At 45.1% G+C, this 23164-nt stretch carries 21 protein-coding genes; 11 read left to right on the top strand and 10 right to left on the bottom strand.

Annotated elements, in window-relative coordinates; genetic code table 11:
• The first annotated feature begins 49 nt into the window (after window positions 1-49).
• The 4 genes from AC6I7V_RS10490 (at window position 50) to xni (ending at window position 6493) form a co-directional block, all read left to right on the top strand.
• Window positions 50-2308, top strand: coding sequence for a tetratricopeptide repeat protein (locus tag AC6I7V_RS10490; protein ID WP_498010839.1), 2259 nt, complete (start codon window positions 50-52; stop codon window positions 2306-2308).
• Window positions 2309-2426: 118 nt separating this feature from the next.
• Complete coding sequence (locus AC6I7V_RS10495; RefSeq protein WP_498010840.1) at window positions 2427-3992, top strand: GGDEF domain-containing protein; 1566 nt, start codon at window positions 2427-2429, stop codon at window positions 3990-3992.
• A gap of 263 nt (window positions 3993-4255) precedes the next feature.
• Window positions 4256-5623, top strand: a complete 1368-nt coding sequence (gene ppnN / locus AC6I7V_RS10500) for a nucleotide 5'-monophosphate nucleosidase PpnN (RefSeq protein ID WP_498010841.1) — start codon at window positions 4256-4258, stop codon at window positions 5621-5623.
• Window positions 5624-5719: 96 nt separating this feature from the next.
• Complete coding sequence (gene xni / locus AC6I7V_RS10505) at window positions 5720-6493, top strand: flap endonuclease Xni (protein ID WP_255230071.1); 774 nt, start codon at window positions 5720-5722, stop codon at window positions 6491-6493.
• A gap of 89 nt (window positions 6494-6582) precedes the next feature.
• On the opposite strand, the gene rlmM is transcribed toward xni, so the two are convergent.
• Genes rlmM through AC6I7V_RS10525 form a run of 4 tightly spaced genes read right to left on the bottom strand, consistent with a single transcriptional unit; the run spans window position 6583 to window position 9586 of the window.
• Window positions 6583-7674 carry a 23S rRNA (cytidine(2498)-2'-O)-methyltransferase RlmM gene (gene rlmM, locus AC6I7V_RS10510; protein WP_150869153.1) on the bottom strand — a complete coding sequence of 364 codons (1092 nt, stop codon included), beginning with the start codon at window positions 7672-7674 and terminating at the stop codon, window positions 6583-6585.
• On the bottom strand, window positions 7671-8069 hold the full coding sequence (locus AC6I7V_RS10515) for a DUF423 domain-containing protein (protein WP_255230069.1): 399 nt from the start codon (window positions 8067-8069) through the stop codon (window positions 7671-7673). Before AC6I7V_RS10515 ends, rlmM begins: the two co-directional genes overlap by 4 nt.
• Complete coding sequence (locus AC6I7V_RS10520) at window positions 8059-8685, bottom strand: alpha/beta fold hydrolase (protein ID WP_498010842.1); 627 nt, start codon at window positions 8683-8685, stop codon at window positions 8059-8061. Before AC6I7V_RS10520 ends, AC6I7V_RS10515 begins: the two co-directional genes overlap by 11 nt.
• Window positions 8678-9586 carry a transcriptional regulator GcvA gene (locus AC6I7V_RS10525; RefSeq protein WP_032551652.1) on the bottom strand — a complete coding sequence of 303 codons (909 nt, stop codon included), beginning with the start codon at window positions 9584-9586 and terminating at the stop codon, window positions 8678-8680. The genes AC6I7V_RS10520 and AC6I7V_RS10525 overlap by 8 nt, the downstream gene beginning before the upstream one ends.
• Window positions 9587-10064: 478 nt before the next feature.
• Between AC6I7V_RS10525 and AC6I7V_RS10530 the strand changes: the two genes are divergently transcribed.
• Both AC6I7V_RS10530 and AC6I7V_RS10535 read left to right on the top strand, forming a co-directional pair.
• Complete coding sequence (locus tag AC6I7V_RS10530) at window positions 10065-10742, top strand: glutathione S-transferase family protein (RefSeq protein ID WP_498011676.1); 678 nt, start codon at window positions 10065-10067, stop codon at window positions 10740-10742.
• Between the two features lie 140 nt (window positions 10743-10882).
• Window positions 10883-12076 (top strand): ISL3 family transposase, encoded by a 1194-nt coding sequence (locus tag AC6I7V_RS10535; RefSeq protein WP_498010837.1) that lies wholly within the window; start codon window positions 10883-10885, stop codon window positions 12074-12076.
• A 54-nt stretch (window positions 12077-12130) separates the two neighbouring features.
• On the opposite strand, the gene thiI is transcribed toward AC6I7V_RS10535, so the two are convergent.
• From thiI to pomA, 3 genes are all read right to left on the bottom strand, one after another.
• Complete coding sequence (gene thiI, locus AC6I7V_RS10540) at window positions 12131-13579, bottom strand: tRNA uracil 4-sulfurtransferase ThiI (protein ID WP_032551649.1); 1449 nt, start codon at window positions 13577-13579, stop codon at window positions 12131-12133.
• Between the two features lie 296 nt (window positions 13580-13875).
• The gene (locus tag AC6I7V_RS10545; protein WP_255230065.1) at window positions 13876-14823 is read right to left on the bottom strand and encodes a flagellar motor protein MotB; all 948 of its coding nucleotides are present in this window, start codon (window positions 14821-14823) and stop codon (window positions 13876-13878) included.
• An 11-nt stretch (window positions 14824-14834) separates the two neighbouring features.
• Complete coding sequence (pomA, locus tag AC6I7V_RS10550) at window positions 14835-15599, bottom strand: flagellar motor protein PomA (protein WP_255230064.1); 765 nt, start codon at window positions 15597-15599, stop codon at window positions 14835-14837.
• 317 nt (window positions 15600-15916) lie between these two features.
• Between pomA and xseB the strand changes: the two genes are divergently transcribed.
• Genes xseB through AC6I7V_RS10575 form a run of 5 tightly spaced genes read left to right on the top strand, consistent with a single transcriptional unit; the run spans window position 15917 to window position 20969 of the window.
• Window positions 15917-16159 carry an exodeoxyribonuclease VII small subunit gene (gene xseB / locus AC6I7V_RS10555; RefSeq protein WP_255230062.1) on the top strand — a complete coding sequence of 81 codons (243 nt, stop codon included), beginning with the start codon at window positions 15917-15919 and terminating at the stop codon, window positions 16157-16159.
• Window positions 16160-16179: 20 nt separating this feature from the next.
• On the top strand, window positions 16180-17064 hold the full coding sequence (gene ispA, locus AC6I7V_RS10560) for a (2E,6E)-farnesyl diphosphate synthase (RefSeq protein WP_255230061.1): 885 nt from the start codon (window positions 16180-16182) through the stop codon (window positions 17062-17064).
• Between the two features lie 21 nt (window positions 17065-17085).
• Window positions 17086-18969, top strand: a complete 1884-nt coding sequence (gene dxs / locus AC6I7V_RS10565; protein ID WP_498010843.1) for a 1-deoxy-D-xylulose-5-phosphate synthase — start codon at window positions 17086-17088, stop codon at window positions 18967-18969.
• Between the two features lie 45 nt (window positions 18970-19014).
• Window positions 19015-20211: an O-antigen ligase family protein gene (locus tag AC6I7V_RS10570; RefSeq protein WP_498010844.1), complete on the top strand. Its 1197-nt coding sequence runs from the start codon at window positions 19015-19017 to the stop codon at window positions 20209-20211.
• Window positions 20202-20969 carry a glycosyltransferase family 25 protein gene (locus AC6I7V_RS10575; RefSeq protein ID WP_255230058.1) on the top strand — a complete coding sequence of 256 codons (768 nt, stop codon included), beginning with the start codon at window positions 20202-20204 and terminating at the stop codon, window positions 20967-20969. The genes AC6I7V_RS10570 and AC6I7V_RS10575 overlap by 10 nt, the downstream gene beginning before the upstream one ends.
• 113 nt (window positions 20970-21082) lie before the next feature.
• On the opposite strand, the gene AC6I7V_RS10580 is transcribed toward AC6I7V_RS10575, so the two are convergent.
• The 3 genes from AC6I7V_RS10580 to thiL all read right to left on the bottom strand — a co-directional run bounded on the left by AC6I7V_RS10580 (window position 21083) and on the right by thiL (window position 22997).
• Window positions 21083-21433 carry a putative quinol monooxygenase gene (locus AC6I7V_RS10580; RefSeq protein WP_498010845.1) on the bottom strand — a complete coding sequence of 117 codons (351 nt, stop codon included), beginning with the start codon at window positions 21431-21433 and terminating at the stop codon, window positions 21083-21085.
• 83 nt (window positions 21434-21516) lie between these two features.
• Entirely contained in the window at window positions 21517-22023 is a 507-nt protein-coding gene (gene pgpA, locus AC6I7V_RS10585; protein ID WP_255230055.1) for a phosphatidylglycerophosphatase A, read from the bottom strand.
• Window positions 22020-22997 carry a thiamine-phosphate kinase gene (gene thiL / locus AC6I7V_RS10590; RefSeq protein WP_498010846.1) on the bottom strand — a complete coding sequence of 326 codons (978 nt, stop codon included), beginning with the start codon at window positions 22995-22997 and terminating at the stop codon, window positions 22020-22022. Before thiL ends, pgpA begins: the two co-directional genes overlap by 4 nt.
• Window positions 22998-23164 lie beyond the last annotated feature (167 nt).

Below are 23164 nucleotides of genomic sequence, written 5' to 3' on the forward strand. Positions count from 1 at the left end.
ACTCTGTATTTCGTCTCTATATCTGCAGTTCGACTGAAAGGAAAATAAAATGCGTTGGTTAACTTTTATTGGCCTGCTGCTTGTTAGCTTAAGTGCTTCTGTTAGCGCCTCGATATATTCATCGGCTTTGCTTAACGAGGCCAATAACTTGGTTGAGATAGAACCAAGCCGAGCCAAACAGATGGCCAACAGTTATCTAACGCTTCGCGTCCTATCGGATCAAAGCGAGAAAAGCCCATCAGCCATTTCTCGCGAAGAGACGGACTCCTCCATTCGCACCCCAAATAGTAGTATTGATGCTTATAAGATTCTCGCTAAGGCAGAGTTCAACTTGGGGCACACGCGCACCGCGATTCAGCATATCGAAACTGCAAGCGAACTGGCGGAGACCTACAAACTTCAATACTTAGAGCTTGACCTTCAGATCTTAAGAACTCGCTTACTGTGGCTCAGCAACCGCAAATCAGCAGAAGCCAAAGAGGTTCTCGCCACAATTGAAGCCAACCTGCAATCGATCAACAAGACGCTACGTCTCACTGAAGGCATTAGCTACCGCTTAATTATGCTTAAAGCTGAAATCGCTTCTTATGAGAATCAAATCGATGAAGCAGAAAGCCTATATAAACGTGCTAAAGATTTCCTAGACCAGCGCTACTCTGAGAAAGTGACCATCGACTACCATATTGCAGTAGGTGAGTTCTATTTGACGCACAAAGAGTACAACCATGCACTGTCTGAGCTGCTCTACGGCTATTGGAAATCGGTTGAAGGTAACCTGAGTGCGCGCTTGGCGAAGGTCAACCGCTTGTTAGCACAACTCTTTTTTGAGAGACAGGTTTTAGACAAAGCGATTGAACACCTTTCTCAAGCCGCTGACTTTTATGATAACTTCGAAACATCCCCTATTCTTGCTCAAGTATTGAAAAAGATGGGTGACGTGTACTACTTCCAAGGTAAGTACAACCTCGCTTTAGTGCATTTCTTTAATGTTTTGGATCACGAAAGTACCGACCGCGATATTAATCAAGTCATTGATATTCGCTTGAGTCTATCAGCGACATACCTACGTCTATATAACTATCCATTGGCGGAGCAATACCTATCGCGAGCACTGGAACTTCTGGAATACACAGACAACCTGAAACTCGAAGGTCGTGCAGCGCTGTTGTCAGCGGGGCTTGCCTACCACCTTCAAGACAGCGACCAAGTGATTAAATATGCAGAGCGCGCACTGGATATCTCTCGTCAAATTGAAAATATGCGCCTTTCACAACGTTCGTACCACCTGCTCTCTTTGGGTTACGAACAGGCGCAACAGCCGCAAAAAGCATTAGAGAATCTCAAGCAATACACCTCTCTGATTTCACTAGAACAACAAAACCTCAACCGAATCAGTGAAGATGCCTTTCGCCAACAGAAAGAGTTCGCTGAACGTACGCTACACTACGCAGGTCAGGCTGAAGAGCTAGAGCTGTATAAAGAAGAGCACCGCAAGTTCCAGAAGATCTCTTTTGCCCTGTTCTTATTCAGTATTATCTTGTTCTTCTTTGTATTACGTCGTGGTTACGTCATTCAAAGCCAAGCGAGAGAGAATGAACGCCTGAGTACTGATCTATTCACTCACTCGCGCTCTAAACTGCCAAACCTGAGAATGCTCAACGCTAAGCTGTCTAACTCGCTTGAACAGACCAGCCAGACTTTCGAGCAGTGGCAACTTGGTGAGCTCATTCATGAGCCGCTGAATGACCGCCTACGCTTTGTGATGATTGACTTACCATTTCTGCGTAACATGTACACACAAAACGGTTACAAAGCCGGTCTTGAGCTCGAAGATGCCTTTGGGGAATACCTGAAAACCAAGCTTGATGAGCCGTCACGTATCTACCACTTCTCTGATGCTAACTTGCTATACATTGAGCCAAATTCGGATCGTAATGCGTCTCCAGAGGCCATGTTCCGCAAAATTCAATCTTGGATCTCTGACTTTGAGCCCGCTCGTAATATGAATCGCACTATTCGTGTTGGTATCGCCGACTACCCATTCTTGCCACGCGCTTATACCGCGATTAATGACCAAGAACTACTCGATGTGCTGCTGATGGCAACCAATATTGCGCGTGAAGTGAGCCTCAAAGAGCGCAACAGTCAGTGGGTCTATTTGAAAGCCATCGATAATGCTCCAGCAGCGAGCCTTGCAACTGATAACATAAGAGAAGCGTGTAAAGTCGCTATTAATCAAGGGTTAATAAAAATACAATCCTCTTATCAGAATGAGGACAATATCAAAAAAATGCTAAAAGATGAGTGATTTGCGAGCGGTTAGTCACTCAAAGCAGTGACCTTATTTTTAGTTTTGTTATTATCGATAGATTGGCATTTCATCAAAGCGATCGTCAGCGATCTATGTGGCACTAATTTATTGACCTATGGGCATTCTCGAAAAAGACATACAGGCTCAGCTGCATCAACTGAAAACTCAGTTAGATCAAGCTCGTCTGAATCAGAGAGACACCTCGTTCAAGTTCATACGTGAACAGAAGGTCCTGAAACGTATTGTCACATCTTTAAGCGATGCTTGTGTCGGCACCAATGAGCACCTTGATGAAAACTTAATCGCCCTTAGGGAAGCGCTGCAAAAACAGAAAGATGTCAGCTCAATGATTCCGAAGCTGGCCGTTTTGGAGCGTATGCTAAAACAAAAAACGGTGGCTATGGAAAAACAGAACGGGTATCTAGACGAAAGCATTAAGCACAGTGGTGAAACACTGCAACGTGTAACAGGCTTACCAGCTCAGATTAAACGCGACTTGCGTAATCTACTGAGTTTTTCTGAAGCCAATGGTAGTCAAAAAATCGACCATGCAATGAAACTGCTCAGCATCTACGAGCGCGCAGTGAAAATTATGGCGACAAATTCCCGTTCTCATTTTTCCGATGCCGATTGCTCTCCAGAGCAAAGCCTACTCTCAGAACTATCAACCGAGCTGCAACACCTGATCACCGAACTCGACTTCGAGGGGGAATCAGGAGATTTATTGATCGACATCCGAGCGAAGCTTCTGCTTGGCGTTTCTACTCAAAATCTATTTGAACTGACACTGCAAGTGTTGAAGTTGGTGATTGAAGGGACAAACCTAGAGCGCAAGAAGTCTGAACAGTTCCTTGAGCAACTTAATGCCTCTCTCTCGTCAAGCATTAAAACGGCAGACCAGAACAGTGACCAAAGCCAAACCTACTTTGAACATCGCCAAAGCCTCAATAACGAGCTCGGCAACTTAGTGGGAAAAAGCCAGCAATCCGTAGAGAAAGCTACCGATATCCATGTTTTGAAGCAGTCGATCACACCGCTACTTAACGAAATCGCCTCGCTATCAGAAAGACTTAGCCACGCAGAGCAAAAAGAACAAGCTCTGATCGAGCGCATGAACTACGGCAAAACTCAGCTCGATTCTTTGTATGAAACCACCCAAGAGTACCGCCGACGCCTTGAAGATCAAGCGCAGCGTATGTTGCTCGATCCTCTCACTAAGGTGTACAACCGCACTGCATTTACCGACCGCCTAGAGTTAGAGTACCGTCGTTGGATTCGAGCTCAGCACCCGCTACGTGTAGTGCTGCTTGATATTGATAACTTTAAAGCTATCAACGATAGTTTCGGTTACACTGCTGGTGACAAAGCTCTGAAGATCATTGCGCGCACTATGAGTAAGGAGCTGTCCAAGACTGACACTGTGGCTCGTTTTTCTGGTGAAGAATTTATTCTACTGCTGCCAGAGCAGAATGATGAATACTGCCATCAAGTGATTCAGAGCATTCAGACACAAGTGAGCCGACTGCCCTTTAAGTTCCGCGATCAGCAGATCACCATCACTCTATGTGCAGCAAGTACTCAATTTGGCCAATCGGATACACCTGAAGAGGTACTTGAGCGCCTAAATCGTATCCTAAATAAGGCAAAACAGCGTGGAACCAACCAGCTGGTTTGGCAATAACGAGCTCTTTTCAAGAAATTATTTCTCTTTTTCAAATACTTATCACATACCAAATAGCAAATTATTTGCTAAGCTAATGATTAACATTTGCTTAACAAGCCTTTTCTGGCGATAAAGCCTGTGCCAAGACCATTTAGCAAGGCATAAAATTACGTGATTATCACCCAATGCCCTCTGGCTTTGTATACCTTGCTTCACTACTCCCGAGTTTGAGGGTGACGTCACATCTTGTCTCTCCGACTCTTATTCAACAAGGAGGCACTATGATCACTCATATCAGTCCTACCGGTAGCATGGATTTACTCTCTCAACTGGAAGTTGAGCGCCTTAAAAAAACCGCATCCAGTGATCTCTATCAGTTGTATCGCAACTGTACCCTCGCGGTACTCAACTCAGGCAGCCACACCGACAACTCAAAAGAGCTGCTGGATAAATACCTCTCTTTCGATGTTGAGGTGATACGACGCGAGCGCGGCATAAAGCTCGAGCTTCACAATCCACCTGAGCACGCCTTTGTTGATGGCGAAATCATCAAAGGTATTCAAGAGCACCTGTTTTCTGTGTTGCGCGACATTGTGTACGTCAACATGCACCTTGCCGATAACCAAAAGCTCAACCTAACCAATACGACGCATATCACCAACTTAGTATTTGGCATTTTGAGAAACGCCGGCGCATTAACACCGGGCATAGAACCTAACTTAGTTGTTTGTTGGGGTGGTCACTCGATCAATGCCAGCGAATACCAGTACACTCGCGAAGTGGGCAATGAACTTGGCCTACGTGAACTCAATATCTGTACCGGCTGTGGCCCCGGCGCGATGGAAGGGCCTATGAAGGGAGCGGCCATTGGTCATGCGAAGCAGCGTTATACTCAACACCGCTACTTGGGCTTAACCGAGCCATCGATCATTGCCGCAGAGCCACCAAACCCAATTGTGAATGAGTTAGTGATCATGCCGGACATAGAGAAACGTCTCGAAGCCTTTGTGCGTATGGCGCATGGCATCATCATCTTCCCTGGGGGGCCGGGTACGGCGGAAGAGCTGCTCTATATCCTAGGTATCATGATGCATCCGAACAATGCAGATCAGCCAATGCCGATTGTGTTAACAGGCTCAAAAGAGAGTGAAGAGTATTTCCGCTCTATTGACCGTTTTATCGGAGAGACACTGGGTAAAGAAGCGCAGAAACACTATGAGATCGTAATCGATGATCCTGCTAAAGCAGCGAAAATTATGAAGCAAGCGATGCCTGCGGTACGTTCACACCGTAAAGAGACCGGTGATGCGTACAGCTTTAACTGGTCACTGCATATTGAGCCTGAGTTCCAACTGCCATTTGAACCAACTCATGAATCTATGGCAGCACTCGACTTACACATGGATCAGAAGGCCGAGAGCTTAGCGGCCAATCTGCGTAAAGCTTTCTCGGGCGTTGTAGCGGGTAATGTTAAGGCAGAGGGCATTCTCGAGATTGAAAAACACGGCCCATTCATCATTGACGGGGATAAAGCGCTAATGGCGAAAATGGACAGATTGCTCAACGACTTTGTCGAGCAGCACCGTATGAAGTTGCCGGGTGGCAGCGATTACGTGCCGTGTTATAAGATTGCTCAAAACAATGACTGACCATTCTGATCAGAGCATTTCAACTACTTAAGTGATACGTTACTATAAGGGGCGAGTTCATCCGCCCCTTTTTTATTGTTTAGTTATTGGAAACTTATGTCTATCCATCTTGTTATTATCGATGCCCTTAACCTCATCCGCCGTGTTCACTCTGCACAGCCGGACCCAAGCGATATTGCAAGAACCATCACCACCACGACGCGAACGCTAAACAACATCACCAAAGAATCGAAACCAAGTCATATCATAGCGGTGTTTGATCATCATCTACAAGATCGTGGCTGGCGCGCGGAGCTCTTACCAAGCTACAAGGAGAACCGTAAACCCATGCCTGAACCATTAATGGCTGGATTAGATGCTATTCAACAAGCTTGGTGGGATCTAGGCATCGATTCTCTGTTATCCGATGGGGATGAAGCGGATGATTTAGTCGCAACGCTTGCCAAAAAAGTGGCAGACCGCGGTCAGAAGGTCACGATTATCTCAACGGATAAAGGCTACTGTCAGTTGCTCTCTCCCACTCTGCAAATTCGTGATTACTTCCAGCAACGCTGGTTAGACACACCTTTTATCGAAGCGGAGTTTGGCGTTAAACCGAGTCAACTTGCCGACTATTGGGGTTTAACCGGCGTAAGCTCTAGTCAAGTACCCGGAATCCCAGGGATTGGACCTAAAGCAGCTAAAGAGATCTTAACCAATTATCCAGATATAGAAGCGGCCTACCAAGCTGAAGACCTGCCGAAAAAATATCGCAAAAAGTTCGATGAACATATTGAATCGGCACGTGTCTGTAAACAGGTTTCGGCACTTAAGACAGACATCGACCTTGGCTTCAATTTACAAGACCTGCGCTACGACCCTCAGCCATAGGCTAGGAAAGGCAAATAGCGCCGGTATCTGACGCGCATAAAAAATGCTCCCAATTAGGAGCATTTTTTCAACACGACTATCGATTTCGATTAGTGCGGAGAGATGTTAGAAAGCGACTGAATATGTACTGTGATCTCTTCACGGTCATGGTACAAGTGCTTCGCCTGCATCTTAAACTTCACTTTATTTTCGATTAGGAACTGCTTTAGGTTCTCGATATCTTGAAGAACCTCATCGTAACGCCCCTTCATCGGCAGCTTGAGGTTAAACAGCGCTTCCTTCGCCCAACCTTTGATGATCCACTCGCCCATTAGGTGTGCAACACGCGCTGGCTTCTCAACCATGTCACAGATGATCCAAGTAACGTTCTTACGGTCTGGCTCAAATTTGAAACCATCCACCATGTGGTGTTTGATCTGACCTGTTTCCATCAGGCTATCCGCCATCATGCCGTTATCGACACAGTGAACGAACATAGAGCGCTTCACCAGTTGGTAAGTCCAACCGCCCGGACACGCACCTAAATCTACACCCCACATACCCGGAGCAAGACGCTCATCCCACTCATCACGCGGGATGAAAACGTGGAATGCTTCCTCAAGTTTCAGCGTTGAACGGCTTGGCGCGTCTGCTGGGAACTTAAGACGTGGGATACCCATGAAAAACTGAGAGTTGTTGTTCGGGTAAGAGTAGCCAACAAAGCAGTGACCCGGTGCGATGAAACATAGATGAAGTACTGGCTTCTTCGGATTATCTTTCGCGGTCATCAAACCCTTACCACGCATCGCTTGACGCATCGGCACGGTAAACTTACGACAGAACTTCAGTAGCTCCTTCGCTTCGTTAGTATCTGGCGTTTCGATACGAATGTCGCCACAGCGTGGGAAACCTTCTTTGTCTGCCAGCTCATCAAGGATTGGAGAGATGCGATCATCTTTTGGCAGATCTTTGATTTCAACGGCTACTGCTAGCATTTGACGAGCAAAGATCAGCGACTGGAAATCAATTTCTTTGATCAAACGATCCGCTTCGCCATCTTGATAACACTCAAACAATACAAAGCCCGTATTGTTTTTTAAGCGAGGAAAACCAAACACTTCCAGCTGTGTTGCTTTGTCTTGAATTTCGCCAGCACATTCTTTTTCAAAACCAGAGCGACAATAAAGTAGTACGTGTTTCACTGAGTTACCTCTTTTATATTCAAAGCAGCGAAGGAGAAGACTCCCCAACCAATGATAAATAGTAGTCCACCTAACGGCGTTATTGGACCAAACCATTTAATTCCTGTCAGCGCCAGCGCATAGAGGCTGCCACTAAAACAAAGGATGCCGATGATAAAGCAAATTGCCGCAATGAAAAAATATTTTTGTGATTTAGCACCAAGTTTCAGTTGCAGCAAGATAGCACACGCCACAATCGCGAAGGTATGGATGAACTGATACAAGACACCGGTCTCGAACACACCCAATAGATAAGGGGCTAGCTGAGATTTAAGTCCGTGTGCTGCGAATGCCCCAAGCATCACCGCAATCGCGCCAGAGACGCCCGCAAAGGTAAGTAACCCCTTACTTTTCATCGATGGCTCCTTTAATGAACTTAGCCAGTTTCTCAACCGCTAGTGCAATGTTTTGCTGTTCAGTATGCCCTGAGCTCTTACGCGGCTTGAAACTATGGTCACCATCCGGAATAAACTCAACAGAGACTGAGTCAGAGAGGTTAAACGCGGGAAACTCTTCACGCTTACCAAAGGTATCGCGCTCTCCCTGTAAGATAAGACACGCTTTACTCAGCTCAGCTAGGTGCTCACCTTTGTACTTGTCCGGTTTACCCGGCGGGTGAAAAGGGAAGCCCAAACACGCCACACCAGCCACTTTGTCGTGATCAGATAAGTGACTGGCCATGCGCCCACCCATCGATTTACCACCAATGACTAATTGTTGCGTATCGATCTTCTCAATCACTTCTTGGTACGCCTCCAATAGCTTAGGCGCACGATCTGGCGGTCGACGTTTACCGTCTTCAGCGCGTTTGATCATATAAGGGAAGTTGAATCGAATCACGCGAATCCCCTTAAACGCTAGTCCCTTAGCGACTGACTGCATGAATTCATGATCCATACCTGCGCCAGCACCGTGAGCAAACACAAAGGTATACTGGCTATGCTCTTCACCATCAATCAGCCAATTATTCATCGAGTAGTTCCTCTTGTTCACTCTGTGCTTTCGCCAACATCCAATCACGGAATGTCGCAATACGTCCCATGTCTGCCTGTTTGTCATGACACACGACATAAAAAGCGTTCTTACTAATTAACACTTCATCAAACGGGGCGATCAGACGTCCAGCTTCAATTTCTGGCTGCGCTAATACGTTGTTGCCTAATGCGATACCTTGGCCATGAGCGGCAGCCTGCAGCACCATGGTTGAGTGGCTGAAGATAGGGCCATGATTAACGTTAACCCCATCAATACCATTTTGTTTTGCGAACTGTTTCCAATCTTTACGAGAGGTATCATGCAATAACGTATGACATGCCAAATCACTCAGTGACTCTAATGGTTTATTGCCCAATAGAATTGAAGGTGCACACAGTGGGATCAGATATTCTTGGTAAAGTTTGTCCGCACGTAAACCCGGCCAATTACCTCGCCCGTAGTAAATAGCGACATCAACATCGTCTGTCAGTGAACCCTCATCCATATCAACCGCTTTGATACGAACATCAATATCAGGCTCTTGTTGATTAAAATCGGCCAAACGAGGCACCAGCCACTGGATAGCAAAGCTAGGCGGCAAGCTGATGGTCAACGCACCTTTCTCACTTCGCTCAAGTACCTTATCGGTCGCCTCGGCAAGCGATGTGAAGATATCTTTGATGTCTAAGAAGTAGCTCTGCCCCTCTTCGGTAAGCAGTAAAGAGCGATTCCTGCGGCGAAAGAGCTTCAAGGAGAGGAACTCTTCCAATGATTTTATCTGGTGACTCACCGCAGCCTGAGTAACAAACAACTCTTCTGCTGCACGCGTAAAACTCAAGTGTCTAGCCGCAGCTTCAAACACTCGTAAGGAGTTTAGTGGGGGTAATCGACGAGACATAGTTACTCTCTAAAATGGCATTAGTTTTTTTTATCTGAAACATTATAATTTGTCCATTGCTTAGCGGCTAGAGAAATTCTATATTTCCTCCCGCAGTCACTAGCCTGAACGGCTTGATTCTCTCTGAATCAATTGGCTTAGTCACTGCGATGTTGTGTTTGCAAACTCGTACTTTTCGAGTTGGGTAGAGTTCTACCAAATGTTTTGTTTTAGTAATCCCCTAAAACGAGGCATCTACTTCCTGTATTTATTTTGACCTGTCTGTCAAATTTCTTTACACCGCCTTTATGGCGGTGTTTTTTTATCTACCGTTTAATAACAATACGTTTATCAATAGCTCACCTAATTGAAACACTCTTAGTCAGAGTCATTTATGCTTAAACTGACAAATTAAATTTGAACGACTGTTCATGTTGAATTATAGTCAATGCACAAGCACGGACGTGCCGACGACAAATAACGAACTAGGAGTTCAATGATGATTAAGTTCTACTTCCACCGTACGCCAAACCCTATGAAAGTTGCACTCTACCTTGCAGAGACAGGTCTAGCCTACGAGCTTGTCCCAGTCGACACACTCAAAGGTGAGCAACACACTCCAGAATTTCGCCTAGTTAACCCAAACGGCAAAACACCTGCGATTGAGGATGACGGCATCCGCATTTTCGACTCCAACGCGATCCTACTTTATCTATCAGAGAAAACCGGCCTGTTTGCAGGTCAGCCACAAACGCGCGGTGAGTTGCTCTCTTGGTTGATGTTTATCGCATCAGGGCTAGGGCCCTTCTCGGGTCAATCGGTTCACTTTCATAAGGCGGCGCCAGAAGATCTTCCTTACGCAAAGAATCGCTACCGTCGTGAAGCAGAAAGGCACTATGAGGTACTAGACAATCATCTGGCCGATAAAACATACATGGTGGGTGAAGAATACACCATCGTCGATATGGCGGCTTGGGGCTGGATAGACAAAGCACCATTTGTGCTCGGAGAGGATGCACTCGATGATTATCCAAACCTAAAGCGCTGGTTTGAACAGATCAATGCGCGCCCAGCCGTTGCCAAAGCACGCGAGATCGAAAGTGGGATAGACTTTAAATCAACAATCGATGAAGAAGCAGCAAGAGCCCTGTTCCCGCAGAACTTTCCTAAAGCCTAGAGCTCCGTTACTTGGAACACTCTGTTTTCAACGACCAATAAAAAAGGTTCATCGCGGATTAGCGGGAACTTAAAACAAAAACGGTAGTAAGTGATATGGTTTAGTCGCCAAACAAAAATCATACACAAACTACCGTTTCCATGCCGAATCATACTTTCCTATCTTCATTCTGGGAAGGCTTTCAAATAGTAAAGTCTCACCAGACAGCAACACTTATTACCCTTACTCTTAAACCTAACTCTGAAGCTAAATGCCTCTGTGGTCTTGAAGCCGAAGCTATCCATGAGTATCAATGGCGTCATGTAAAGGATGCCATGTTACTCGGTGTTCCAGTTGAACTTTCCGTTCAAACTCGAAGGATTAAGTGTCGCGACTGCGGCATAAAAACAGAGTCTCTATCTTGGTTAGAGCCTTATGCTCGCATAACGAAGCGCCTAAAAAGCTATATAGAACAACTATTACCTCTTCTCCCTATTAAGCATATCTCCCAGTTAACGAGCGTTCATTGGCACACAATTAAAGAGATAGATAAACACCGGCTTAGACAAGTTGTACCGTCAATAAAATGGGAAGACCTAAGGCAACTCGTCATGGACGAGTTCGCCATCTTTAAAGGACATCGATATGCCACGGTCATCGCTGATGCTAAGACTCACCAAGTCATTTGGATAGGATTAGGTCGTAGCCGCAAAGACATACGACCGTTCTTCGAGCAATTAGGCGAGCATGGGATAAATATCGAAGCCGTCGCGATGGACATGAATACGGCTTTCGATCTTGAAGTTCAAGCGCACTGTCCGAACGCAAAAATCGTTTACGACTTATTCCATGTTATCGCTAAGTTCGGTCGCGAGGTGATGGATAGAGTTAGAGTCGACCAAGCTAACAAACTTAAGCAAGACAAAAAAGCGAGGCAATGGGTGAAGCGTTCACGCTGGGTACTGCTGAAAAATAGAGGCAACTTAAATACACGCCAAGAAAGCTATCTTACTGAAATATTGAATATCAATAAGGACTTAATGACCACTTATATACTCGGAGCACAACTCAAAGAACTTTGGTATTGTGAATCAGAAGGGCACGCTAAGGGGCTCTGGGACGCGTGGTGGGAACAAGTGCAAGAGAGTGGGATTAAGCCATTAAAAGAGTTTGCACGAAAACTCAGACCATATCTTCACGGGGTTATCGCATCGGCAAGTTATCCGTTAAATACCTGCACGCTTGAAGGGATAAACAACAAGATAAAGCTAATCAAGCGAATGGGATATGGTTATCGAGATACTGACTACTTCTTCTTGAAGATAAAAGCGGCTTTCCCCGGAAAGCCGCGATGAACCATAAAAAAGCCGCTGTTATAGCGGCTTTTAAGATAACTTTTGGAGAGTGACCTAAGGACGGTACACTTTCACGTTAGAGAAACCTTGCTCTTGTAAGTAAAGCGCTTGCAGACGGCTCATAACACCACGGTCACAGTACAGTAGGTACTCTTTGCTCTGGTCAAGATCACCAAACTGAGTTGCGAGCTTGTAGAAAGGCAGGTGCTTCACATCAACACCATCAATCTCTAGTGGGTTTTCGTCTTCCTCATCAGGGCTACGAATATCCAGTACGATTGCGTGCTCAGCAACAGCTTGAACCTGCTCAACTTCAGGTGCTTGCTCCTGGCTCTCTTTCTCGATGTCACGAATGTCCATAACGCGAGCGTTCTCAATCACTTGCTCAAGCACTTCAAAGTTAAACTTCGCTTCTTCCGCTTCTAGCTTACCTTTCTTCGCTTTTACTGTTGGCTTCTTAGAGATAACACCACAGTATTCAGGCATCACTTTTGCGAAATCTTCAGTACCAATGTTACGCGCAAGGTCGATGATGTCTTCTTTGTCCCAGTTGATCAGTGGGCGAAGGATCAAAGTGTCCGTTACGTTATCGATGTGACGTAGGTTAGTCAGCGTTTGGCTTGATACCTGACCTAGTGCTTCACCTGTAACCAGTGCTTCGATCTTGAACTTCTCTGCCACCATGCCACCAGCACGCATAAACATACGCTTAAGAACAACGCCCATTTGACCGTCTTCCACGTTCTCAAGAATTTCAGCCACAACTGGTTCGAAGTCGATAGAGATGAATTTCACTTTTGCAGAAGAACCAAACTTGTTCCACAGGTAGTGAGCGACTTGCTTAACACCGATTTCGTGTGCAGGACCGCCTAGGTTGAAGAAGCAGTAATGTACTTTAGAACCACGTTTGATGTGTAGGTAGCTTGAAACGCCAGAATCAAAACCACCAGAAATCAGGCTCAGCACGTCTTCTTGCGTACCTAGCGGGAAACCACCTAGGCCCTTGTGACGAGCGATGATCTGGTTAAGCTTGTCGTTTGCGATTTCGACTTTAACCGTCACTTCTGGATCTTTCAGCTTAACGCTTGCCGATTCTACCGCTTGGTTTAGACCACCACCAACGTAACGCTCTAGTTCGATAGACGTGAACTCGTGCTTACCACGACGCTTAGCGCGAACAGAGAAAGTCTTACCTTCGATGTCTCCACGGCTACGCTCTAATACCTGCTCGAAAATATCGTGTAGGTCTTTGAATTCAGACTGCTGAACTTCCAAAGAGTGGTGAATACCTGGAGTTTGAGTCAGGATCTCAAGCACTTCTGGGTAGTACTTATCGCTCTCAGATGTCACTTCGATATGATCACGACGGTTGAATACCGCAACACTTTCACAGCGACGCTGGATAACGTTGCGAATGTTGCACTCTAGAATCCTTGTGAAGCGCTTACGCACCGATTCACTTTTTACAAAAATTTCCGGATGGGGCTTAACAATAAATTTCATAGTACTTTCACAACATTAAACAAGTTTAAGGGGCTCGGCGCTAAGCAAAAAACTGAGATTTTACCGAGCACTTGAAGCAAGAATAGATCATATCTAAATCTAAGGGCGCGAATTATACATGAGAAAGTCATACAAGGAAAAGAATGCTTGCCCTAACCCTATCATCAACAGGGAATAAGCACTCAACCCCCGTAATTTGTACTGCTAAACACAGTGAAAGGTTTAGTTTTTCCCACAAAAAAGCCCGAGTCTCGATAACTCGGGCTTTCGATTTAAGCTTGATTATTGAAGTGATTCTATTCAGTCACGACCGGAACTTCATCACTGTAGAGCGGTTCACCCTGCATGATACTTATCTCAACTCGGCGGTTAAGACTTCTTTGCCAGTCAGTATCATTCGGCTCCAGAGGCTCAGTATCTGCCATGCCGCGAACTCGTAGTCGCTGGTGAGAGAAACCTCTGACCTTCTCCATCTCTTGGGCAACCGATACCGCTCGCTGAGATGAGAGATCCCAATTTGAACGATATAACTCTGAATCCAAGCGCTGGTTATCGGTATGCCCTGATATACGAACAATACCCGGTACGTCTTTCACCAATTCAGCCACCTGTCTCACCAAAGGACGGAACTTGGGTTGCAAGAACGCCGAACCTTGAGGGAACGCCCCTTTTTCTCGAATTCGAATCACAATCTGCTGACCAAGGTTTTCTACCTCAATCGCCCCCTGATCAATCTCACGCTCCAAGGCTTTCTTAATGCTCTCCATTAAGGTTTCCATCTCTTGCGATTGCGCTTCAGACTGCTGCTGTTGATTATCTGACTCAGAATTTTGGTTATCATGCGTCGAAATCTCTGGCGACTTGCCGCCGGTCATCTTACCTTGATCACGCATGGTGCCACCTGCACGATCAGATTCACCCTCATGAAATTCAAGCGTTTGCTGAGTAACATCTATGGTCTGCTGCATAATCACGTCAATCGGTGTCGGCTCCGGACGACCCGGGCGAAACTCTTGCGCGATGATACTGGTCCCTTTTGGAATGTCTTTCACTTCCAAACGGTTTTGTACACCAAAGGCAAACTTCATTGAGCCGGCGATCTGTTTAAACTTCAGTACGTCCATCTCTGAGAAAGAGAGCAGCAGTACGAAGAAACACATCAGCAGCGACATCAAGTCAGCAAAGGTACCCATCCATAAAGGTAAGCCGGGGGGCGGGCATTTACAGGGCGTTTCTTCTTCCATTACCGAGCTCCTTAATCAGCTTCGCCATCAAGAAGACGTTTACTCTCATTGAGGTAGTTCTTCAGGTAGCCATCGATAACACGTGGGTTTTGACCATCTTGAATCGCTAATACACCATCCATAACTAAGCGGCGGTTTAGCGTCTCTTGTTCACGGCGCAGTGCCAGTTTGTCGGCAATTGGGAAAAACACCATATTAGACAGAATCGCACCGTAAAGTGTGGTTAAGAGTGCCACCGCCATCGCAGGACCGATCGCTTTTGGATCATCCATGTTCGAAAGCATCGCAACCAGACCAACAAGAGTACCAATCATACCCATCGCTGGTGCAACGTCACCGAAGGCGCTGAATACTTTGCCACCACGCTCATGTCGTTCATCGGTTAGAGCGATATCTTTTTGTAATGCCGCCCTTACTACGTCAGCATCGTGACCATCGACAAGCAAATCGATGCCCTTCTGCATAAAGCTATTATTGATTTCCATCTCTTCCAGAGCAAGAAAACCGCCTTTACGAGCCGCATCAGCCATCTCAACCACTTTCGCGATCAAGTCTTCGGGCTCGTCAGCTTTAAACATAAAGGCCTTACCTGCAATCTTTGCCGCGCCAAAGAACTGGCCCATTGTGAACTTCATCAAGACCACAAAGGTTGAACCACCAACCACGATCAAGATCGAAGTCGTGTCATAGAACATCCCAAGGCTTCCGCCCAAGATCATTGCCATGATCACGAAGGCAAATCCACCAATCAAACCTATTAGGGTTGCTAAATCCACTGAGCACTCCTCATGCTTTTTCTTGTTCTACCTCGAGAATAATCTTCTTATCGGCAAGACTGTAAGATCTTTTAGAAAATTCTTGGCCTAAGTATCACACTTTTGAGTAGCAATAACATTAAGACTTATGAATAACTGCACATCACGAACAAGCGCATCAAATGTCAGCCCTCTCCAACCAGACACTTCTCAAGTCACACAGTTATGACTGCCAAGCGTCCGATAAAACAAACTTTCTAGCAAATTTTATTGGTTACATTTGACCATCTTCACGCCCTAGGGTAACGTTCGCTCATCTTTCCAAACGCAGAACTATTATGGCTACTAAGAAACCGGAGAATATGAGCTTTGAAGCAGCAATTGAAGAGCTTGATGGCTTAGTTGATCAACTTGAAAATGGTGATCTAGCTTTAGATGATGCGCTGAAGAAATTCGAGCGTGGAATTGCACTAGCTCGTGCAGGTCAAAGCAGACTCAACGACGCAGAGCAGCGCGTGAGTATTCTTTTGCAAAACAGCGAAGATGCTGAGCTGAGTGACTTCAACCCACAACCAGAATAACGAATAGTATGAGATCCCCTATGATTGAGACTTTAACGTCTTATCAAGCACGTAATAACGAGCAGTTAAACCAATGGCTTGACCGCCTTCCACATCAAAACCAAAACCTAATCAAGGCTATGCGTTATGGCTTATTGCTGGGTGGAAAACGCGCGCGTCCATTTCTTGTCTACATCACAGGGGAAATGCTCGGCTGCAGCGCTGAAGAGCTAGACACTCCAGCATCAGCGATTGAGTGTATCCATGCTTACTCACTCATCCATGATGATCTGCCTGCAATGGATGACGACGAACTGCGTCGCGGTCATCAAACCTGTCATATTAAATTTGACGAAGCTACAGCTATTCTTACCGGCGATGCACTACAAACCCTAGCCTTTACTATACTTGCAGAAGGCTCACTAAGTGCAGTTGGCGAGAGTAACCGTGTCCGCATGATTCAAAGCTTAGCTCAAGCCTCTGGTGCTCAAGGTATGTGCATTGGACAAGCGCTTGATCTGGAAGCGGAGAACCGCACTATTTCCCTGCAAGAGCTGGAAGAGGTTCATCGCAACAAAACAGGGGCATTGATGAAGTGTGCCATTCGTTTAGGTGCGCTCTCTGCTGGTGAGAAAGCCTTCGAGGTGCTACCACAACTTGATAAATTTGCCGATGCGGTTGGTTTAGCGTTTCAGGTTCAAGATGACATTCTCGATATCGTTAGTGATACAGAAACTCTTGGTAAACCACAGGGTTCTGATGAAGAACTTAACAAAAGCACCTATCCTTCTTTGTTAGGATTGGACGGCGCTCAAGAAAAAGCTCAAACTCTATTGAACGAAGCGCTTCAAGCTTTAGATGCAATCCCATACAATACCCAGTCACTCGAAGAGTTCGCCCGATATGTCATCGAGCGCAAGAACTAAGACAATAAGCGCGCATTACCTATGACTCTTGATATTTCAAAGTACCCAACTCTTGCCTTGGCTGATAAGCCAGAGGACTTGCGTCTTTTACCAAAAGAGACGCTTCCACAGCTCTGCGATGAGCTTCGTACCTACCTCTTGAACTCCGTGAGCCAATCAAGCGGTCACTTAGCATCAGGCCTAGGTACAGTAGAACTGACGGTCGCTTTACATTATGTATATAACACTCCTTTCGATCAGTTGGTTTGGGATGTGGGCCATCAGGCTTACCCACATAAAATTTTAACGGGTCGACGTGATCGCCTATCAACTATCCGCCAGAAAGACGGCTTACACCCTTTCCCTTGGCGAGAAGAGAGCGAATACGACACCCTATCTGTTGGTCACTCATCGACGTCTATTAGTGCCGCTCTTGGTATGGCAATCAGTGCCAAAAAAGAGGGTAAAGATCGTAAAGTCGTTAGCGTAATCGGTGATGGTGCGATCACTGCTGGTATGGCATTTGAGGCTATGAACCACGCCGGTGACGTTCACAACGATATGCTGGTTATCCTTAACGATAACGAGATGTCGATCTCTGAAAACGTGGGTGCGCTTAACAATCACTTAGCTCAGGTTCTTTCTGGCAATCTTTACACGTCAATTCGTGAAGGTGGCAAGAAAGTGCTCTCTGGCGTTCCACCGATTAAAGAGCTAGTGCGTCGTACTGAAGAACACCTAAAAGGCATGGTCATTCCTGGCACCATGTTTGAAGAACTTGGCTTTAACTATATCGGCCCAGTGGATGGCCATGATGTTAACGAGCTAATCAAAACGCTTAAAAACATGAGAGATCTAAAAGGCCCTCAGTTCCTGCACATCATGACCAAAAAAGGTAAGGGCTACGAGCCGGCTGAGAAAGATCCCATTGGCTACCATGGTGTACCTAAGTTCGATCCTGCACACTCTAGCCTGCCAAAGAGCACCAGTGCCAAGCCGACCTTCTCTAAGATCTTCGGTGACTTTCTGTGTGATATGGCCGCGCAAGATCCCCAGCTGATGGCAATTACTCCAGCGATGCGTGAAGGCTCTGGCATGGTACGATTCTCGAAAGAGTACCCAGAACAGTACTTCGATGTTGCGATTGCAGAGCAGCACGCAGTGACACTAGCAACAGGCATGGCGATTGCAGGTAATAAACCCATTGTCGCTATCTACTCGACCTTCCTACAACGTGGCTACGACCAGTTGATCCACGATGTCGCTATCATGGATTTACCAGTCATGTTCGCCATTGACCGTGCAGGTCTTGTTGGGGCTGATGGTCAGACTCACCAAGGTGCGTTCGACTTAAGCTTTATGCGCTGCATTCCGAACATGGTGATCATGGCACCAAGCGATGAAAACGAATGTCGTCAAATGCTCTACACGGGCCACCAACACAATGGTCCAAGTGCGGTTCGATACCCTCGCGGTAACGGCATGGGCACAGAAATTCAAAGCGAGTTCACTGCGCTTGAGATTGGTAAAGGCCGTATCGTTCGTGAAAGCTCATTAGAAAAAGATGGCGCTAAGGTTGCTATCCTAAGCTTTGGTACATTCCTAGAAAATGCACTTCAAGCTGCAGATGCACTGGATGCCACCGTTGCAGACATGCGCTTTGTTAAGCCACTAGATGAAGCTCTCATCAAGCAACTGGCCGCTGACTACGATGTTCTAGTAACGATTGAGGAGAATGCGATTGCCGGCGGTGCTGGTGCAGGTGTAGTAGAGTTCTTAATGCAAGAGAAACTGCCAATGCCAGTATTGAACCTTGGTCTACCAGATAAGTTCATCGCTCAAGGCACACAAGGTGAGCTACACGAAGAACTTGGCTTAGATGCGAAAGGCATAAAGAAAGCAATTAGCGACTACCTTGCTAAGTAAGCAGACATTTAAGTAACACACTATTTAATAAAGCATTTCACATTCATGAAAAACACCTTTATCTCAGACAAGAGTAACAAAATCATTAACATCATCATGTTGCTACCGATCCTTTGGTCTTTTAGCGCAATGTTGCTGTATCCAGATGCAAAAAAACACATTGTCATTGTTACGATTTTGTCTTCTCTAGTTGGACTCTTTGCGTATGGATTCAAACAAATTCGTGAGAATCTAATAGATAATAAGATCTTATGGATAATGGTAGCTTTATTAACAGCATCTTTCATTGCTAAAGAATACTATGGCTATAGTAGTAGTTTAATTAGAGCTTATGCAGTTCTTTTCTTGGTGTTCTCATTAACCCCTAAAGCCATAATATTGAAAATAAAAAACAACATACACTACCTAATTCTCACTGGTTCTGTGTTCTCGTTTGGCTATACTTACACTCAAACTTTCATACAAGAGTTAGGCAGAGGTTGGAGTATCAACCCTATTCCGTATACTACCATTTCTGCATCACTTGCCGTCGCAAGTTTGTGTATTTTGTTTTTCAATAAAGAAAGTAGAATAAACACATTGATGTTTATATCATTCACTCTTTCTTTTAATCCACTAATATTTGGCCAAACAAGAGGAACAGCTCTTGCTTTTATTATCGCCAGCTTAGCCTTGGTAGTATATTGTTACTTGATAAAAAAAGAGATTAAGTCAAAATTAATCATAACATCTGTAATAATAATGTCTTCACTTGCCATTAATAGTGGCTTAATTGAACATAGAGTTGAGACCACTAAAATAGAGTCTGGCTTGATCGAAAACGGACAGCTCGAAAGTTCAATAGGTCAACGACTTCAAATGTGGAAAGCTGGACTTATATTAATAAAAGACAACCCTATTTGGGGCCATGGTGACAATCACAACTCGCTCAAAAACACTATGGCTGAGTCGGGGATCATTTCTCAATCTGTCGTTCACTATACACACTACCACAACCAATACATTGACTCTTTCGCAAAGTACGGTGTGCTCGGTTTTTCCCTAGTAATGATTATTTACTTGATGCCTTTCATCATGGCGTATAAAAGTAAAAGCGCCCCAAGCATAACATTTGCTTTCGTCGGTCTGGTTTTTATTGTTGCGTCTTTAACTGATGTTCCAATGAGTCACGCGCAAAGTGTTATCATATATTTCATACTTATGTTTATTCTAAACTCCAATGAGGCTAAAAAATGCAAATAATGATATTAAGTATGATAACCTCAGAAGAAAGAAGGCGAAAAATATCAGAGCTAATGGCGTGTGAAAATATAAGCTTTACCTTTTTCAACGCCACAAATATCCATGAAATAAGAAATCATGAAAGCGTTCACAATGAAACATCTCAGAAAACCCTTAGAAGAAAAAATTATTTCCTGACAGATTCTGAAATTGCGTGCGCTTACTCACATATTAAAATGTGGGAAAAAGTAGTTGAAGATAATGAAAACACCATCATCTTAGAAGACAACTTTAGAATTGAAGATCAATACATTGGCCGTCTATCTACTTTGTTAAATAACATTTATCAATCCTTTTGCAAGAATAATTTAAACTACTTAAAAATTTCTCACCAAAGAGAAGAAAAGTTAAGAAAAATTAACTTCCAAGTAGATGATAAGTTTAATATAGGTTACTCGCAAAGAACCACGGCTGGCACGTCCGGATATATTATATCTCCCAAAGCTGCCAAACAGCTTATAAAAAGGTATAAAGAAATCATAGAGCCAGTGGACGACTTCATCGAAAAGCCTTGGCGAAGTGGTATTTCAGTTCAGCACTTAAGCCCTGCGATAATTCACAGAGATAAACAAACTAAATCTCAAATTGGCAGTAATAGAAAACGACAACGCCGAAAGACGACGAAAGCTATCATAATGAAGGAATCGTTTAGGTTTTATGAGCAACTAATGCACAAATTATATAGAATTAAATTTATCAGAAAAAGCAAAACAATATAGACGAGACTATATAAATCACCTTGAGCTTAGTGATTTTAGATAATAAGGTAACCTCTACTTACCTAAAACCCAAACCAATATTGGTAAGTAGAAGGCTCTATATTTAACCATGTTTATTTTAGAATCGGTGCGTCGTAGTTCTCTGGCTCATCAGTGTAGATACACACATTAAACTTCTCAACTAGGCCAGTCTCTTCAACGCATTGCTGCTGGAAGAACTGTTGAATTTCACGACGTTGGCAGTGCGCTTCAAACGCTTCATTGTCTGCCCAGATCTCGTTGAATGCGATAGGGTAGCTCTCACCTTCAGCAAATGGGCTCTGCAAGTGGCGCGTCACCGTGTATTGAATACACCCATCTTCACGCATTGTATTTGGCTCAAGCGCTTTTAGCACTTCGAATAGCTCGTTCAGTTTGCCCTCTTTTGGCAGAAACTGAGCAATACAATAAACCTTCTTAGACATTATTATTCCTTGTTTTCTATTGTGTTGCTAACCAACTAAGACGCTCCAACTCAATACAAGCCTGCTAGAGCGCCGTAAACAGTTTATGCTAACCAACCTGCAAAATGCCCCACGGCGTAAAGCGCAATGCCAGCCATCACGCCCGCGACGATATCATCAATCATGATGCCTAAACCGCCATGAATGCGTTTGTCTAACCAGCCGATCGGCCATGGCTTCACCATATCAAAGAAGCGGAACAGGACGAAGCCTGTCAACAGCCACTTCCACTCATCGGTTGGTATCTGCAGTAAAGGCACTAGACTCATGGTGATCCAAAAGCCTGCAAACTCATCCCAGACAATTGAGCCATGATCGTGTACACCCATGTCGTCAGAAGTGACCTGACAAATTTTGACACCAATAACGCAGCTAATAACCACAGCCACCACATACAGCGGAAACGGCAACTGCACCAACAGTAGGTATAGCGGAATCGAGGCTAAGGTCCCCATAGTGCCAGGCACAACTGGTGACAGTCCGCTACCAAATCCAGTAGCCAACAAGTGCCAAGGGTTCTTTAGTGAAATAAGAGAGAGAGGGTTTGTCATCCGTTTACCTTAAAATGATCGTATCCACTTAAGTCCCAACTTAGTGGTTGACCGTTGTTATGCAATTCAAAGAATTCTACAGGTCTTATCTGACCAATGCAGGTAACTTTTGTTCCAGTGTGTGACAGAGCACTTTCCAATGAACCTTTATTTTCTTCCGGCACGGTAAAGCAAAGCTCATACTCTTCACCACTGGTCAGCGCATAATTCTGGGCTGCTGAAATATCAGATGTGAACTGGCGTAGCTCTTGAGAAATAGGCAATGCACTCACATCGATGCTCGCGCCCACTTGTGAACGCTCAAGGATATGTTTCAAGTCCGCAATTACGCCATCTGAGATATCAATAGCGGATGAAGCGAGGTTCACAAGAGCCTGACCAGCAAGCACTCGCGGAGAGCTAATGTAGTGTCTCTCTTCAAGCTCTCTAGCATAGGGTCTAGATTGGTTTTCTTCTGGATTAAGTAACACCTCTAGGCCTGCCTTACTGTCGCCTAGGTTACCTGTCACGTAAATCCAATCCCCGACCTTAGCACCGTCACGACGCAGCGCTTTACCTTCAGGCACAAAGCCTTGCACTGTCAACGTCAGGCTCAAAGGGCCCTTAGTGGTATCACCACCGATCAGTTGAATACCAAAATAGTCCGCAAGCTTAAAAAAGGAGTCACAGAAAGGAGCCAGCCACTGCTCATCAACTTCAGGCATGGTCAGCGCGAACGAAACCCAAGCAGGGGTTGCGCCCATAGCAGCCAAATCGCTGATGTTCGATGCCAGAGCCTTATGCGCCACCCAAGCCGGATTCGCTTCGGCTAAAAAGTGTGTCCCCGCAACTAAGGTGTCAGTGCTGATAGCAATTTCTACATTACTTGGTGGCTTGACCAAGGCGCAGTCATCACCTGCGGCAAGATGTACATCCTTACGTTGAGGCTGTCGGTTTACGAAGTATTTATCAATCAGGTTAAACTCACCAGACATGTGATTACCTTTCTTTTATACCAATCACAGTAAGTAAGTGTTCAAAAATAGCGCAGGAAAAAGGCTTGAGAACAAGGCAGCATTTTTCGATAAGTAGTTATTCTACAATCAAAAATTCTAACGCAGTTATCGAGCATTTTAACAAGCTAGGGTGAGCAGTTATTTAC

The organism is Vibrio sp. KUL70, from assembly GCF_059725515.1.